We start from the raw sequence: 14,707 nt of genomic DNA, 5'->3' as shown, positions 1-14,707 counted from the left end.
CGCCGGCTGGGGCAGAGTGGGGTCATGTACCCCGAGATCGAGCCATACGACCAGGGCCTGCTCGACGTCGGTGACGGGAACCGCGTGTACTGGGAGGTGTGCGGCAACCCGTACGGCAAGCCCGTCGTGTTCCTGCACGGGGGTCCGGGCGGCGGCTGCACCCCGGCGCAGCGCCGGCTGTTCGACCCGGCCGCGTACCGGATCGTGCTGTTCGACCAGCGCGGCTGCGGGCGGTCGGTGCCGCACGCGTCCGCACCCGGCGCGGACCTGTCGGTGAACACGACCTGGCACCTCGTGGCGGACGTGGAGAAGATCCGCGAGCACCTCGGCGTGGACCGGTGGCAGGTGTTCGGCGGGTCGTGGGGCTCGACGCTGGCGCTGGCCTACGCGCAGACCCACCCGGAGCGGGTGACCGAGATGGTGCTGCGCGGCGTGTTCCTGCTGCGCCGCAAGGAACTGGACTGGTACTACGGCGGCGGGGCGGGGTTCCTGTTCCCGGAGCTGTGGGACCGGGTGGCGGCGCTCGCGCCGGACGGCGACGTGATCGGCACGTACGCGCGGCTGCTGAACGACCCGGACCCGGCCGTGCACGGGCCCGCCGCCCTGGCGTGGAGCGTGTGGGAGGCCTCGACGATCACCCTGCTGGAGCGGCCCGAGCTGGTCGAGGCGCACGCCGACCCGAGGTACGCGCTGGCGTTCGCGCGCATCGAGAACCACTACTTCCGGCACCGGGGCTGGCTGGAGGAGGGTCAGCTGCTGCGCGACGTGGACCGGCTCGCGGGGATCCCGGCGGTGATCGTGCAGGGCCGCTACGACGTGGCCACGCCCGCCGTGTCGGCCTGGGAGCTGCACCGGGCGTGGCCGGGCTCCGAGCTGGTGGTCGTGCCGGACGCGGGCCACGCCTTCGACGAACCGGGCATCCGGCGCTCCCTGATCAACGCCACCGACCGCTTCCGCACCTGACCGCGCCCAACCCCCCGGTCCCGAACCCACAACTCACCGGTCCCGAACGTACGACTCGCGCGTTCCGAACGTACGACTCGCGATGCCCGACCGGAGGACACGCGATGTCCGAGCGGAGGACACGCCGGGTTTCGCGCGTGTCCTCCGGTCCGGACCGGCGAGTCGTACGTTCAGGACCGGCGAGTCGTGCGTTCAGGTCGGGTGAGTCGTGCGTTCAGGAGCCGTGAGTTGGGTGGTGGGGGCCGCCCAGTTGGGTGGTCAGGGCTGATTCCAGGGCTGGGCGGGCGGTGACCAGGGACGGGCCGTACCAGGTCAGGTGGCGGCCGGAGACGTGGGCCGGGCGCAGGGTGGGGAAGAACTGCGGGCCGTCGGTTCCGGTGAAGGCGTAGGGCTCGTCCGGGAGGATCACGGCGTCCGCGTGCTGGAGGTCCGCCAGGGGCGGGCGCGGGTAGCGGTCGGGGTGGTCGGCGAAGGCGTTGAGCACGCCCAGGCGGCGCAGGACGTCGCCGGCGAAGGTGTCCCGGCCCAGGACCACCCAGGGCTTGCGCCACACCGGGACCACGGCCCGCGTCCACGGCGGGGTGACCTCGCGCCACAGGGCCTCGGCCGTCGTCAGCCACGGGGGTTCCGCGTCCCACGCGGTGGCCAGGAGGCGGCGCAGCGAACCCAGGGCGGTCGGGACGGTGGCGGGCGCCTCGGTCACCCAGACGGGGATGCCGTCGGCGCGCAGCCGCATCACGTCCTCGGGCCGGTTCTCCTCGCTGTTGGCCAGCACCAGGTCCGGGCGCAGGGCCAGGACCCGGTCCACGTCCGGGTACTTGGAGCCGCCCACCCGGGCCACGTCCAGGTCGGGCGGGTGCGTGCAGTAGTCGGTGGCGCCGACCAGGGAGGTCGGGTCGAGGACCTCGGTGAGCACGGCCTCGGTGAGCGACGGCACCAGGCTGACCACCCGCCGGGGCGGGCCGGCCAGCGGGACCGGCTCGCCCAGGTCGTCGACGGGCACCATCAGACGCCGGTGATCCGCAGGCCGGCGTGGGTCTTGTACCGGCGGTTGATCGCGATCAGGTTCGCGGTGAACGCCTCGACCTGGTGGGCGTTGCGCAGCCGGCCGCCGTAGACGCCGCGGAACCCCGGCACGGTGTCGGCCAGCGCCCGCACCAGGTCGGTGGCCTCGCGGTCGTCGCCGAGCACCAGCACGTCCTCCTCGACCGACTCGACGGACAGGTCCGCCAGGGTCACCGCCGAGACGTGGTGGAACGCCGCGGTCACCCGCGACCCCGGCAGCAGCGCGGCGGCCTGCTGCGCGGCGCTGCCCTCGGGCACCGGCAGCGCGTAAGGGCCCTGCTTGTCGAAGCCCAGCGGGTTCACGCAGTCGATCACGACCTTGCCCGCCAGGGGCTCGCGCAGCGACGCCAGCAGCTCGGCGTGCCCCTCCCACGGCACCGCGACCAGCACCAGGTCCGCGCGCTCCGCGCAGCCGGCGTTGTCCGCGCCGGCGACGTGGTCGACCCCGGTCGCCGCCCGCACCTCCTCGGCCGCGGCCTCGGCGCGCTCGGCGCCGCGGGACCCGATGACGACCCGCAGGCCCGCCTTGGCCCACCGCAGCGCCAGGCCCTTGCCCTGCGCGCCCGTGCCGCCCAGGACGCCGACGGTCAGCTCACGAATACCAGTCACCGGGCCATCACATCACACGCGTTCGAAGACGACCTTCCGGCGATCCGGGTCCGCCTCGACCAGCCGCACCCGGATCCGCTCGCCCTCCGGCAGGTCCGGGCCGGTGCAGCGGCCCATCACCGGCGGCTGCGCGACGAACACGTCCGCGGCGTTGCCGTCGGCGCGCAGCACGACCGCGTCGAACTCGTGGCCCACCCGGTCGGCCAGCACCCACGCCTCGACCTGGTCCAGGCACGCCCGGTCGACCTTGCCCGCCAGCGCGTCCGAGCCGCCCATCAGCCCCGGGAGCTGCGGCAGCGCCCGCCGCAGCCACCCCGGCACGGGCTCGCCCGCGGTCACCGCCAGGCACACCTCGGTGGCGAACCGGTCGACCAGCCGCCGCAGCGGCGCGGTGACGTGCGCGTACGGCGCGCCCAGGCCCGCGTGCCCGACCACCTCCGGCACCTCGCCGTCGAACGCCGTGTACCCCGCGCCGCGCAGCAGCCGGGTCGCGTCCACGAACAGCGCCAGCGACTCCGGCCGCGCCGGGTCCAGGCCGGCCAGCAGCTCCGCGGGCGTCACGCCGTCCGGCCACGGCACGCCCAGCGCCTGCGCGGACCGCCGCAGCTCCTCCACCGCGCCGTCGTCCGCGTCCGGCAGGGTCCGCAGCACGCCGACCCCGGCGTCCAGCATGATCCTCGCCGCCGCCATGCCGGTGAGCAGCGAGACCTCCGCGTTCCAGGTCTCCACGTCGGCGCGCGGCCGGATCACCAGCTCCCAGCCGCCGTCGCCGGCCGCCACGACCTCCTGCTCGGGCAGCTGGAGCTCCACCGCGCCGCGCTCGGCCGCCCGTTCCCGGCGCAGCCTACCGAAGTCGGCCAGCGCCTCGACCGACGGGTGCGGCTCGCCCGCGTCGAACGACGCCTGCACGCCCTTGTAGTCGAACTGCGCGGTCGACCGCACCACGGCCCGCCGCACCAGCACCTCGCGCGGCTCGCCGTCGGGGCCGCACCCGAACGTCCACAGCACCGCGGGCCGCACCTGGCCGGGCAGCAGGCTCGCCGCGCCCTCCGACAGCACCGGCGGGTGCAGCGGCACGTTGCCGTCCGGCAGGTACAGCGTCTGGCCGCGCCGCCGCACCTCGGCGTCCAGCGCGCCGTCGGGTGCCACGAACGCGCCCAGGTCGGCGATCGCGTAGTGCACGCGGAAGCCGTCGCCGACCCGCTCCACCAGCAGCGCCTGGTCCAGGTCCTTCGAGCCGGGCGGGTCGATGGTCACCAGCGGCAGCGCCGTGGCGTCCTCGCGGTCGGCGTGGTCGACGTCCCCGGACACGGCCCGCTGCGCCTCGGCCAGGGCGGCGGGCGGGAACTCTGCGGGCAGGCCGAACTCGGTCCGGACGCCCCCGAAGTCCAGGCCGGGGTCCGACTCGGCCCGGCCGGTGCGGATCACCACCATGGGTGCACCCTAGACCGGCGGACCGGGTCGGAGCCGGCACCGCGGTCGGGGCGTCAGCGCTTGCCCCACTCCCGGTCGGCCCGGTCCTCGGCCTCCGTCCGCTGCCGCGCCAGGTCCAGGGCCCGCTGCGCGGTCGCCTCGTCCGGGTACGGGCCCATGCGGTCCGCGCCGCGGCAGCCCACGCCGCGCTCGACGGTGCGGTGGGTCAGGCAGTAGTACCACGCGTTCGGATCAGCAGCCATGGGACCAGGTTTCCACCCCTGTCCAGGATCCATGCGCGGTCGTGCACCCGTGCGGGTCAGGGGCGCCACTGCGGCGGCGCCTGCACGGGCAGCGGGCCCGACTGCGGGTAGGTCGGCTGCGGCACCACCGGCGGCTGCGGGCCCATCGGCGGCTGCCCCACCGGTGGCTGCGGTCCGACCTGGGGCTGCGGGAAGCCGCGCGGCGGCGTGCTCTGGTTGGCGTTGGCGTGCTCGCCCGGGATCGGGTCGAGCACGGACACCAGCGCCGTCCGGTGCTCCGGGTCGGGGATCTTCTGGCCGCCGCGGTCGCGGTAGACCAGCTCGCCGTCCGAGTCGATCTCGACCAGCACGCCGACCTCGGCCAGCTGGTCCTCGTCCAGGTCGACCAGCCGCTCCCGCCGCGACGGCACCACCCGGTACACCGGCCAGGTCAGGTGGGCGTAGGCGCGGTGGAAGTCGGCCAGCAGGTGCGCCATCTGCTGCTGCCACGGCAGCGGCATCGCCTCCACCAGCGACCGCGGCAGCACCGCGTACTGCGCGTCGGTGCCCGGCGGCCGGGTGTTGAGGTAGTCCCGCGCGGGCGTGCTCGTCGCGGGCGGTCCCGCGGGCCGCTGGATGGGTTCGTGGTTGAACACCGTCGTGCCTCCCTACACGCCCGGCCGGACGGCCAGCGGCATCAACTCGTGGTAGTCCCAGTTGATCTTGCTGATCTTGACCACGTCGCCGGTCTGCGGCGCGTGGATGTACTCGTCGTTGCCGAGGTACATGCCCACGTGGTGCACGGTGACCGGCTGCGCCGGGTTGGTCGCCCAGAAGATCAGGTCACCGGCCTTGGCCTCGCGCACGGGCAGGTGCGCGCCGCCGGACATGTACTGGTCGTTGGCCACGCGCGGGATCTTCACGCCCGCCGCGGCGAACGCCTTGACCAGGATGCCGGAGCAGTCCCAGGCGTCCGGGCCGTTGCCGCCCCACAGGTACGGCTCCCCGAGCTGCTGCCGGGTGAACTCGATGGCGGTGCCCGCGGCGTTGGAGGCGAGCAGGAAGTCGCCCGCCGCCTCGCCGCAGCCGGCCGGGTCGCTGACGTCGCCCTCCCGGCCGATCAGGAACGCCGCCATGGCCTCCCACCGGTGGTAGCGGTCCGGGAACGCCGACCGCTCCACGTCCTGCGCCGAGTCGCCGGGCCGCTGCGCCTCCCAGTCGGGCAGCTTGAGCAGCACGTCGTAGAACTTGTTGATCGCGTAGTGGGGGTCCATCACCTGCTGCGGCGTGCCCCAGCCCATCGACGGGCGCATCTGGAAGATGCCCAGCGAGTCGCGGTCGCCGTAGTCCAGGCTGCGCAGGCCCGACTCGGTCATGCCCGCCTGGATGGCGATCTGCCAGGCCAGCGGCGGCAGCTGCCGCTCCCGGCCGATGGAGATGATGTTGGCGACCGTGGTGAGCTGCTCGTCGGTGAGCCGGTCGGCGTCGCCGCGGCCCTTCTCCTCGCCGCCGCCGGTCCACGGCCCGATCGACGCGTTGCAGCTCGCCATCCGGAACGCCGACGACCCGTCGACCGGGGTGTTCTCCCGGATGACCGTCGACACGCCGTTGGTCACGACGACCGCCACCACGGCGGCCACCGCGGCGACCGCCACCACGATCTTCAGCACGCCTCAGCCCACCTTGTCGAACTTGTGCACTTTCCACCCCTCGGGGAGACGCGCCACGACCACGTAGAGCTTGCCGTCCTCCAACGGCGCCTCGAACTCCACCGAATCGGTGAACGACTTGACCGCCTTGACGGGCTGGTCGACCACCACCGGCACGTCCACCGGCTCCACGGACTCCAACTGGGGGAACATCTCGTTGGAGGTGTGCGGCTTCAGCCCCTCCAGCCACCGCTCCTTGGTGGTGCGGCCGGGTTCGAAGGCGGAGAACGCGTCGACCCACATGTCCGCGACGAGCTGCGCGTTCGGGTTGACCGGGGCCGTGGTGCCCGCCGCGGGCGTGGGGCTGGGCGCCTTGGTCGGCAGCCGCGTCGAGGTGCCCGGCGGCGGCAGCACGCCGACCTGGTTGCCCGCGCCGGACGCGACCGTGGTGGTCGGCGCGCCGGCCGCCGGTCCCCGGCCGGTCCGCTCGACGACCGCGTTGTCGATCACGATGCTGACGACGGCGACGAGCGCGGCGAAACCGATGATCGCCATGGCCAGGTGGCGGGGCGACCGCAGCGGCCACCCCCACAGGCGTCGGTACACCGCGGCCCGGCCGCGGTTGGTCCTGATCGGCATCAGCTGTCCCTGACTTCCAGCCCGCGTGACGGCCGGTAGATCACGTGGACCTGCCTGCCCGCCACGACTTCCGTCTCGGCCCGGCGCGGACCCGGCAGCACCCGGTCGTCCGCGACCCGCGACAACCCGCCGGTCACCCGCGAGGGCACCACCACCGCGTCGTCCAGCCGGTCCCAGCCCCGGTCCGCCACGGGCGGCGCGTCCACCACGCGCGAGCGGCCCGCGGGCAGCGCCGCCGGTCCGCCGCGCGACCCCGCGGGCAGGGCGGGCGCCGAGGAGCCGGGGCCGGGCCCCAGCTCGCCGACGCCGGAGCCGACGCTGTTGCCGTTGCGGTCGAGGCGCTGGGCGGTGGCGACGACCGGGTTGGCCGCCTCCGGCCGCACCCGCCGCCGGTCCCGCTGCGGCACCTCGGGGCCGTCCGGGTCGGTGTCGCGCACGGTCTCCCAGAACTCGTCCTGCGGCGTGGGCCCTTCCTTCTTCCCGCGCAGCCTGGACAGCACGCCGCCGCGCATCGGCAGGGCGCCGCTCGCGGTGCCCACGGACATCTCGACCATCTGCCACATGCGGCGCAGCGGCTTGCCGACCATGAAGCACACCAGGGTCAGCATCAGGCCCAGCAGGGTCCTGGTGAGCAGCGACAGGCCGGTCGCGCTGAAGATCGCCTGGAGCAGCAGCGCGTGCACGCCCGCCAGGACCGCCAGCACCAGCACGTTGAACACGGTGACGGCGGCGGCGCGGGCGACCTTGCGCAGCAGCTCGTGGTGGATCAGCGCGACCAGGCCGATGAGCGGTCCGGCCAGCGTGAACACCCGCAGCAGCAGCTGCGCGAGCAGCACGGCGGCCTTGGCGAACAGCTGGAACAGCGAGAACGCGACGGCCTGGAGCAGCGACAGGAACCCGGCGCCGGTGCGGCCGCCGTCGTCGCCGGTGAAGTAGCCCTGCGTGGGGCCGAGCTGGTTGTAGATGTTGGTGAACTCGGCCTTCTTCGCGTTGAGCGCGTTCTGGTCGCCGTCCTTGCTCTCGGTCAGCTCCTGCACCGTCCACGCCTGGGCGTTGAGCAGCTTGGGGCCGAACTCGGCGGCCTGCGGCGCCTCGGGCGAGCCGAACTCGCCGCGCAGCCAGCTCTGGTAGACGACCGCGTCGTGCAGCCGCGACGGCAGCACGTCCAGGGTGTCCTTGTCGTCCTCGACGTCGATGAACCCGGCCTGGATCTCCGAGGTCTTGGTGACCAGGGTGTTGTCCAGCAGGTCGTAGAACTGGGGCAGCGCGAGGGTCGAGGTCGCCAGCCACATCGCGGCCAGCGCCCACAGGCCGCGCTTGCTGATCGAGGCCAGGTCGCCCTGCCAGATCTGGCGGAACATCAGCATCGCCAGGATCAGCGCGACCAGGCCGAACCAGCGCAGGTAGACGTTGTCGTAGACCTTCTGGACGCCGTCCTTCACCGCCTGGTCCAGCGGCTGGAGCAGGCCCTGGCCGACGACCGTGTAGTGCAGGGCGTTCGTCGCGCCGACGATGTTCTTGCCGACGTTGAACAGCTCGTTGCCCATCCAGGTGTCCAGCACCGGGGTGGCGTTGGGCAGCGAGCACTTCTGCTGGTACGTGTGCCAGACCATGCCCGCGTACCCGTAGGTGAGGTACGGGGTGTCGGGCAGGCCGTTGCCGATCGGGGGGTCGATCGCGCCGACCATGCCCGAACCGGGGCGCTCGGGGTTCGGCGCCTCGCCGCACGGCGCGGCCTGGGCGGGGGTGGCGCCGATGACGACCTGGAGGCCGACGAGCGCCACCACCACGGTCATCGCGCGCCAGCGGCCCGAGCCGACGCGGGCCGGCGCGCCTTCCTCACGGGCGCGTCTGTACCGCCGCCGCGCGTACAGCGCGGCGGCGACCATCGCCACCAGCAGCAGGGTGCTCATGCCAGGCCTTCCCGTCCCGGACGGCGGTTTCCTCCCTCGCCGTGCGCCGAGTCGACCAGGTCGTCCACCAGCCCGACCTCCAGGTCTGCGGCCAGCTCGTCGTCGTAGTCGTCGGGGTGGTGCTCCTCGTAGGCGAACGGGTCGCGCGGCGGCGCGGCCTCCAGCTCGGCGGGCTCCGCGCCCTCGCGCAGGGCGTCCGGCGTGGTGTCCAGCGAGTTGCGCAGGTGCTCCAGGTGCGGCCCGGAGAAGTCGATCCGGATCCGCTCCACGCCGCCCGCGCCGTCGGCGAAGATGAACTGCCGCGGCGCGCGGTCGCGCTCGGTGCTGGTGCGCACGCCGCCGGGGCGCCGGCCCAGCGAGGCCACCACCTGCTCGTAGCCCGCGCCGACCGGCACCTTCAGCAGCCGCAGCGCGTCCTCCTGCGCCTGGTCGTCGTCCAGCCGGCCCACGAAGACCGAGTCGAGCAGGGCCACGAAGCCCTGGATCTTCAGGAAGTCCGCCGGGATCTGCGACGACAGCAGCACGCGCACGTTCCACTTGCGGGAGTCGCGGGCGAAGCGGTTCATCAGCACGCGGCCGGTGGGCACCTCGGACAGGAAGAACGCCTCGTCGATCCAGACGCCCTTGCGCAGGTCCTTCGGCCGCTCGTAGATCGACCGCTGGGTCAGCCACGCGGCGAGGTTCAGCATCTCCACGCCGAGCGCCTCGGCGTCGGTCCAGTGCTCGCGGCCCACGCCGTCCTTCGGCAGGTTGAGCCCGGCCATGGTGAGCACGGTGAGCCGGTCGTCGCGCTGCTCGTTGTACGGGTCGGCGTCCTGCTCGGGGATGAGCAGCGACATGCGCTCCCGCATCTCGTCGAGGAAGTCCGCGACCACGACCGCGTGCTCGTGGTGCTCGCTGGCGTCGCGGCGCAGGGCCTCGAACACCATGCCGGGGTGCGCGTCGGGCCGGCCGCCGACCGTGCGGACCGCGCGCAGCAGCACGATCCGGGTCTGCGGCAGCCTGGCCACCTCGAACGGCAGCAGGCCGGTGAGCACGTCCAGCACGAGGCGGCGGCGGGTGGCCGCGGCCAGCGCGCGCTCGCGCCGCCACGCCCGCTCCGCGTCGTCCTCGTCCGTGAAGTGCTCCAGCTGCGGCTCCGCAACCACCCGGTACGGGTTGAGGATGCCGGGCTGGGCGTTGAGCAGGTTGATCGGCCGCGCGTACGGGCGCAGCTCCGGCAGCTCGCACAGGGCGGCCAGCGGGCCGGACGGGTCGAGCAGCGTCCAGTGCGCGCCGGAGCGCAGCGTCTTGTAGACGATGCCGCCGCCGAGGAACGACTTGCCCGCGCCCAGGCCGGCGACCATCGCGGTCAGGCCGGAGGCGTCGCGCAGCTCCTGCGCCATCCACGGGTCCCACGCCACCGGGCGGCGGGTCGCGGTGACCGTCTCACCGAGCAGGATGCCCCGGCGGTCGCCCACCTCGGCGGTCGCCGTGGGCACGGCCGAGGCCGCCCACAGCACCGAGCCGCGGCGCAGGTAGGCCGAGGAGGACAGCGGCTCGCCCGGGATGAACTCGCGGGCGATCGCGTACTGCGCCTCGGGGTGCTCGATGGCGATCTTCGGCTTGTAGAGGTCGAGCAGGGTCTGGGCGAGCTTGAGCGCCTCGCGCTCGGTCGGCCCGGACACCGCCAGCCGCCACCAGGACCGCACCCTCGTGCCCAGCGCGGTGAAGCCCGACGTCATCTCGTCGTCGATCTCCAGCACCCGGGACGCCTGGCGGGCCAGCGACTGCGGCGGCTCCAGCTCGTGCTCGTCGGTGTAGTGGCGCACCTGCGAGCGGACCTTGCTCATCTGCCGCTGGAGCTCGCCGGAGACCTCCTCCGGGCGGCGGACGTAGATGCGCGCCGACCACTCCACCGAGGCGGGCAGCCGGTCGGACCGCTGCACCCACGGGTCGTCGACCTCGGGGATCTGGAGGCCGTGCATCAGGCCGACGGTGAGCACCGCGACGTGCCGCCGGATGCCCGCGTTCGAGCCGGTGCGCCCGCGCACCACCACGGTCGGCGCGTACGGCTCCTGGTGGAAGTCGGCGGCGTCGGTGAACGACGCCAGGTCCTCGGGCTCCCACGGCGCGCCGGGCACGGCCGGCAGGTTGCGCGGCGCGGGCAGGCCCAGCGAGCACGACCGGTGCATCAGCCAGGACATCTCCTCGGCCGTGGCCGGGCGGCCCTCCAGGCCGGCGGAGCCGATCACCTGGTCCAGGTGGTCGATCTCGGACTCGATGGCGACCAGCTCGGCGTCCACCGCGTCCGGGAAGACCTTGCGCAGCACCGGGGCCGCGCGCTCGACCGCGCGGTCCATCATGTTGCGGGTCTGCACCTGGACGCCGAGGTAGACCTCCTTCTCGGCCATCGACCGGCCCATCAGCTGCTGCTGCTCGCCGACCATGTAGTCGTCGAAGCTCAGCGTGCCGGGGGTGTCCGGGAGCCGGCGCACGGCGTTGTGCACGTGCGCCTCGGCCCACATCCGGATCGGGTAGGGCCGGTTCGTCACGCGCAGGTGCATCCAGCGGCCCTGGAGCTCGGCGTACTGGCCCGCGATCGCGGCGATCAGGTCCTGCCGCTGGGAGTCCGAGCGGAACGACCAGCGCTGCGGCGCGAGCCGGTACCAGGCGTAGACCTCCTGGCCGGTGCGCAGCAGGTGGCCGTCGATGCTGCGGGCCGAGATCGACGGGGTGTAGCTGGGCACTGCCTGCTCGCCGGGCAGGCGGCGGCCGCGCTTGCTGTAGACCTTGCGGTCGTCGCGGGCGGCGGCTGCGTGCTGGGCGACGTGCGCAGCGGAGCGTCGGTTGCGGTCACGCCGGCGTCCGAACACCGCGCACCTCCTTCTGACGGCGGTCTGGGCCCTTCCGCTTCACGCGCTTGCGCGGGCGGTGCTGGCTGACCCGGATCCGGGCGGCGCTGGCGGCGCCGCCGCGGCCGGAGGTCGTCTCGCGCGGCGAGGTCAGCTCGCGCACCCACATCGTCATCACCGACGACAGGGGGCGCTCGTGGCTGATCCGCGCGCAGATGAAGCGGGTCAGGGCGATCGTGATCACGAAGCCCCAGCCGGTGTTGATGAAGTCGAACCCGAACCCGATCTGCCGCTGGACCGCGGTGACCAGCAGGAAGACCACGATGCCGACGCCCCACGCGACGTAGCGCGCACGCCAGGGGAACGTTGCCCTGGGCGGCCCGAGCCAGACGGCGTCGACCCGGTAGACCTCGTCGTCAGTGCGTACCCGCAAGGGTCACCCGCCGGTGAACAGGCCGGCGATCCACGAGCCGATGTTGGCGCCCGCGTCCGTGGTCACGGCCAGTCCGACGATCGCCAGCGCGATGATCACCCCGCCCAGGCGGCGCATGACCCCGGCGTTGTCGCCCTTGCCACCGCCCAGCCACAGCAGGAGCACGGCGACCGTGAGCAGGAGCAGGGGCAGCAGGTTGTCGAGGATCCACTGGCGCACCCCGCCTGTGCCCAGGGCGGGCTGTTGCTGCGCGAGTGTTACCAGGGTCATGGCCGTCATTGCAGTACTCCTGAGTACGCAGGACTTCGCCGGTCGGACCGAGGGGTGTCCGGCCGGGTGTGCGCTATCGAGTAGAACACGTCTTCGTCACGAGGTGTATCGGTCCGTTAGCTGTGCGTAGATCAACAACCATTCCCCTGACTGTCGATTACGTCTAATCTAGCCACAGACATGATGGGTCCGGGGAAGCCGGTGGAGAACTGGGGAGTCCGGATTCTCCCGATTGCTGGGACAGTTCACTCGACTGCGAACTTCCTGGTCACGGACAGTATGCAAGATCCGCTGCCCCCCATCCGCCTGCCAACACCGAGTGCACCATTCGGCCCAGTGTTAGATCCGAACGGTCCGCACCCACACGAGTGACGACGCCGAGGAGGCCGCAGATGGCCCAGCCGCCGGAAGCCGCGCCCGAACCAGCCGCCGGGGTGAACGAGATCACGGTCGCGGTGGCCGTCTCGGGTGTTGATCAGGTTACCGGCCCGGAGCGTCCCGCGGGGCGGCGGGTGCAGCGGACGGTCAACTTCGACCAGGAGGTGCTCGAACGGGCCCGGGCCGCGGCGACCTACCTCGCGGCGTACGAGGCGTCGGCCGGGGTGCGCAGCCTCGCCGACATCGTCAACCCGGCCGTGGCCGCCTACGTGGCCGAGCTGGAGGAGCGCTACAACGGCGGCGAGGCGTTCCGCCCGGTGATCCGGATGCAGCCGGGCCGGCCGTCCCGGCGCACGTGAAAGGGCCCCTTCCGACCCCCAGTAGCCGGAAGGGACCCCACGGGTCGCGGCGCGCCCGTCACGCGGTGGTCAGCTGGGACCGGAGATCTTCCAGTAGCCGGTGGGCGACGTGATGTCCGAGCCGACCGCGCCACGACCCCAGAAGTAGTCGTTGAAGTTGGCGAGGTTGCCGCCGCTCATCGCGCCCATGGTCGCCCACCGCACGTACGACGGCTGCGTGTCGATCGACGCCTGCGCCCACGCGTCCCGCACCCGCATCGGCCGCTGCACCGGGCGCAGCGACGACCGCAGCAGGTAGTTCGCGTAGCGCCCGCCGAACGAGCCGGCCGGCGACACGAACGCGCCCGGCTGCACGATGGTGGTCTCGAAGCCGTTGATCTGGTGCAGGCCGCGGAACGCCCTGCCCCACCGCTGCCACCACGCCTGGCCGCTCGCCGTGGTCGCGAGCAGGCTCGGCGTGTAGAGGCTCATCCACTCGGAGTCCCGGTTGCCCCAGCGGGCTTCGGTGTTGCGCAGGGTCGCGTCGTTGACCGAGCTGCACCGGGAGAACGACAGGCCGAACGGGCCGCCGTTGCCGTGGTAGAAGGTCATGTCGACGTCGTCGGTGTAGAGGTGGTCCTGGCCGCCGGCGAACGCCGGGTCCTTGAAGTCCTGCTCCCACGCGTTCGGGCCGGTCCAGCTGAACTGCACCGGGATGACGGCCGAGGTGAACCGGTTGTTGAAGCCGGTGATGTTGTTGGGCACGCCGTACAGGCCCTGGCAGGTGCCGGTGCCCTCGCTGCCGACGTCGACGAGGGAGATCGAGTCGGCGCCCACGTCGCCGGTCGCGGAACTGGCGGTCGTGGAATTGGCGGTCGCCGGGTTGCCGGTCGCGGAACTGGCGGTCGTGGAGCGGCGCGGTGGCACGGCGGGGTCGGGTTCGGGCAGCGACGAGCCCACCACGGCGGGCAGGAAGAACACCGGGGCGTTCTCGCCCGGGTCCACGCCCTGGCAGCGGAAGTACGGCTCCAGGTGCGTCTGCCCCGAGCCCAGCGGACCGGAGGAGTAGGCGTACTGGACCGCGCCGAGCGGCACGCCGCCCAGCACCTCGACGCACTTCTGGTAGCCCAGGTCCAGGTCGAGGACGGGCTTGAGGCCCACCTGGACGACCTGGCGGGCGGCGTAGGTGAGCTGGGTGACCGCGCCCGTGCCGTCCAGCGAGACCCGGACCTTCGAGCCCGGTCCCTCCAGCGGCACGCCGCCGAGCCTGAAGTCGAACGTCACCGTGGTGTCCAGCGGCGCGCTCGCCACGGTGGCGCCGTTGCCGTCGACGATGTCGAGGGTGGAGTGCGAGGCGGTGGGGGTCGCCTCGGCCGGCAGCAGGCCGATGCCGCGCAGGGTCTCGGTGACGCGCTTGGTCGCGTCCTGCGGTGGCACGGCCCTGAGCGCGCGGATCGCCGCGACGTCGAACGCGGTCCGAGTGGTGGCCTGGCCGCTCTCGTCGGGCTGGCCCGCGCCCTGGTCGATCGAGGGCACGCGCAGGTGGCGCTCCTCGTCGGTGAACGTGACGACGCCCTCGGCGGTGCGCTCGACCGACTTCAGGCCGAACGCCCTCTGGAGGGCGGCGACCTGCTCGTCGGTGATCCCCTCGGAGCGGACCGCGTAGACGGGTAACTCGTCCGCCGGGGCCGCGCCGGCGCCGGTGGCGCCGGTGAGCGCCGCCGCGCCCAGCAGCCCGGTCAGGGCGAGCACCGTTGCCCCCTGACGTCTGGTGGTGGACATGCGTTTCCTCCTTCTGCGCCGCGGGGCAGGGCCCGCGGGTCGCCGGGAGGAGGAGGGCTCGGCGGTGCTGATACGCAAGATCACTCGAACGGCGTCACTTCTGTAACGCGGCCGGGAGGGGAGGGATCTACAGGCGGACCGGTGTGCCCGTCGCCGGTGGTGAGCCGATCCCGGAGCCG

14 protein-coding genes are annotated in these 14,707 nt (G+C 73.3%); 2 read left to right on the top strand and 12 right to left on the bottom strand.

Annotation, left to right across the window (positions count from 1 at the left end):
• Positions 1-24: 24 nt before the first annotated feature.
• Complete coding sequence (gene pip, locus ACFV4N_RS01560; RefSeq protein ID WP_499670534.1) at positions 25-963, top strand: prolyl aminopeptidase; 939 nt, start codon at positions 25-27, stop codon at positions 961-963.
• Between the two features lie 214 nt (positions 964-1,177).
• Here pip and ACFV4N_RS01555 read toward each other — a convergent pair whose 3' ends face one another.
• The 11 genes from ACFV4N_RS01555 to ACFV4N_RS01505 form a co-directional block, all read right to left on the bottom strand.
• Positions 1,178-1,969 (bottom strand): helical backbone metal receptor, encoded by a 792-nt coding sequence (locus ACFV4N_RS01555; protein WP_499670533.1) that lies wholly within the window; start codon positions 1,967-1,969, stop codon positions 1,178-1,180.
• Positions 1,969-2,637: an NADPH-dependent F420 reductase gene (gene npdG / locus ACFV4N_RS01550; RefSeq protein WP_499670532.1), complete on the bottom strand. Its 669-nt coding sequence runs from the start codon at positions 2,635-2,637 to the stop codon at positions 1,969-1,971. Before npdG ends, ACFV4N_RS01555 begins: the two co-directional genes overlap by 1 nt.
• 12 nt (positions 2,638-2,649) lie before the next feature.
• Entirely contained in the window at positions 2,650-4,071 is a 1,422-nt protein-coding gene (locus tag ACFV4N_RS01545; protein WP_499670531.1) for an RNB domain-containing ribonuclease, read from the bottom strand.
• A 53-nt stretch (positions 4,072-4,124) separates the two neighbouring features.
• A complete protein-coding gene (locus tag ACFV4N_RS01540; protein WP_499670530.1) occupies positions 4,125-4,313 on the bottom strand; it encodes a hypothetical protein in 189 nt (62 codons plus the stop codon).
• Positions 4,314-4,369: 56 nt separating this feature from the next.
• A complete protein-coding gene (locus tag ACFV4N_RS01535; RefSeq protein WP_499670529.1) occupies positions 4,370-4,948 on the bottom strand; it encodes a hypothetical protein in 579 nt (192 codons plus the stop codon).
• A 12-nt stretch (positions 4,949-4,960) separates the two neighbouring features.
• Positions 4,961-5,962: a C40 family peptidase gene (locus ACFV4N_RS01530; RefSeq protein ID WP_499670528.1), complete on the bottom strand. Its 1,002-nt coding sequence runs from the start codon at positions 5,960-5,962 to the stop codon at positions 4,961-4,963.
• Positions 5,963-5,965: 3 nt separating this feature from the next.
• A complete protein-coding gene (locus ACFV4N_RS01525; RefSeq protein ID WP_499670527.1) occupies positions 5,966-6,580 on the bottom strand; it encodes a hypothetical protein in 615 nt (204 codons plus the stop codon).
• Positions 6,580-8,493 (bottom strand): hypothetical protein, encoded by a 1,914-nt coding sequence (locus ACFV4N_RS01520; RefSeq protein WP_499670526.1) that lies wholly within the window; start codon positions 8,491-8,493, stop codon positions 6,580-6,582. Before ACFV4N_RS01520 ends, ACFV4N_RS01525 begins: the two co-directional genes overlap by 1 nt.
• On the bottom strand, positions 8,490-11,240 hold the full coding sequence (locus tag ACFV4N_RS01515; protein ID WP_499670552.1) for an ATP-binding protein: 2,751 nt from the start codon (positions 11,238-11,240) through the stop codon (positions 8,490-8,492). Before ACFV4N_RS01515 ends, ACFV4N_RS01520 begins: the two co-directional genes overlap by 4 nt.
• Before the next feature lie 88 nt (positions 11,241-11,328).
• A complete protein-coding gene (locus ACFV4N_RS01510; RefSeq protein WP_499670525.1) occupies positions 11,329-11,760 on the bottom strand; it encodes a hypothetical protein in 432 nt (143 codons plus the stop codon).
• Positions 11,761-11,763: 3 nt separating this feature from the next.
• A complete protein-coding gene (locus ACFV4N_RS01505; protein WP_499670524.1) occupies positions 11,764-12,039 on the bottom strand; it encodes a hypothetical protein in 276 nt (91 codons plus the stop codon).
• 383 nt (positions 12,040-12,422) lie between these two features.
• Between ACFV4N_RS01505 and ACFV4N_RS01500 the strand changes: the two genes are divergently transcribed.
• Positions 12,423-12,767 carry a ParB family protein gene (locus ACFV4N_RS01500; RefSeq protein WP_499670523.1) on the top strand — a complete coding sequence of 115 codons (345 nt, stop codon included), beginning with the start codon at positions 12,423-12,425 and terminating at the stop codon, positions 12,765-12,767.
• A 69-nt stretch (positions 12,768-12,836) separates the two neighbouring features.
• On the opposite strand, the gene ACFV4N_RS01495 is transcribed toward ACFV4N_RS01500, so the two are convergent.
• A complete protein-coding gene (locus ACFV4N_RS01495) occupies positions 12,837-14,528 on the bottom strand; it encodes a DUF6345 domain-containing protein (RefSeq protein ID WP_499670522.1) in 1,692 nt (563 codons plus the stop codon).
• Between the last annotated feature and the right edge of the window lie 179 nt (positions 14,529-14,707).

The sequence above is a fragment of the Actinosynnema sp. NPDC059797 genome, from assembly GCF_042732085.1.
Lineage (GTDB): Bacteria > Actinomycetota > Actinomycetes > Mycobacteriales > Pseudonocardiaceae > Actinosynnema.
This window is presented reverse-complemented; position numbering and strand designations above follow the sequence as displayed.

Bases quoted from the DNA above. Each gene is read 5' to 3' on its own strand.
- pip (WP_499670534.1), top strand. From the start codon at position 25: ATGTACCCCGAGATCGAGCCATACGACCAGGGCCTGCTCGACGTCGGT.
- ACFV4N_RS01555 (WP_499670533.1), bottom strand. From the start codon at position 1,969: ATGGTGCCCGTCGACGACCTGGGCGAGCCGGTCCCGCTGGCCGGCCCG.
- ACFV4N_RS01545 (WP_499670531.1), bottom strand. From the start codon at position 4,071: ATGGTGGTGATCCGCACCGGCCGGGCCGAGTCGGACCCCGGCCTGGAC.
- ACFV4N_RS01540 (WP_499670530.1), bottom strand. From the start codon at position 4,313: ATGGCTGCTGATCCGAACGCGTGGTACTACTGCCTGACCCACCGCACC.
- ACFV4N_RS01525 (WP_499670527.1), bottom strand. From the start codon at position 6,580: ATGCCGATCAGGACCAACCGCGGCCGGGCCGCGGTGTACCGACGCCTG.
- ACFV4N_RS01520 (WP_499670526.1), bottom strand. From the start codon at position 8,493: ATGAGCACCCTGCTGCTGGTGGCGATGGTCGCCGCCGCGCTGTACGCG.
- ACFV4N_RS01505 (WP_499670524.1), bottom strand. From the start codon at position 12,039: ATGACGGCCATGACCCTGGTAACACTCGCGCAGCAACAGCCCGCCCTG.
- ACFV4N_RS01500 (WP_499670523.1), top strand. From the start codon at position 12,423: ATGGCCCAGCCGCCGGAAGCCGCGCCCGAACCAGCCGCCGGGGTGAAC.
- ACFV4N_RS01495 (WP_499670522.1), bottom strand. From the start codon at position 14,528: ATGTCCACCACCAGACGTCAGGGGGCAACGGTGCTCGCCCTGACCGGG.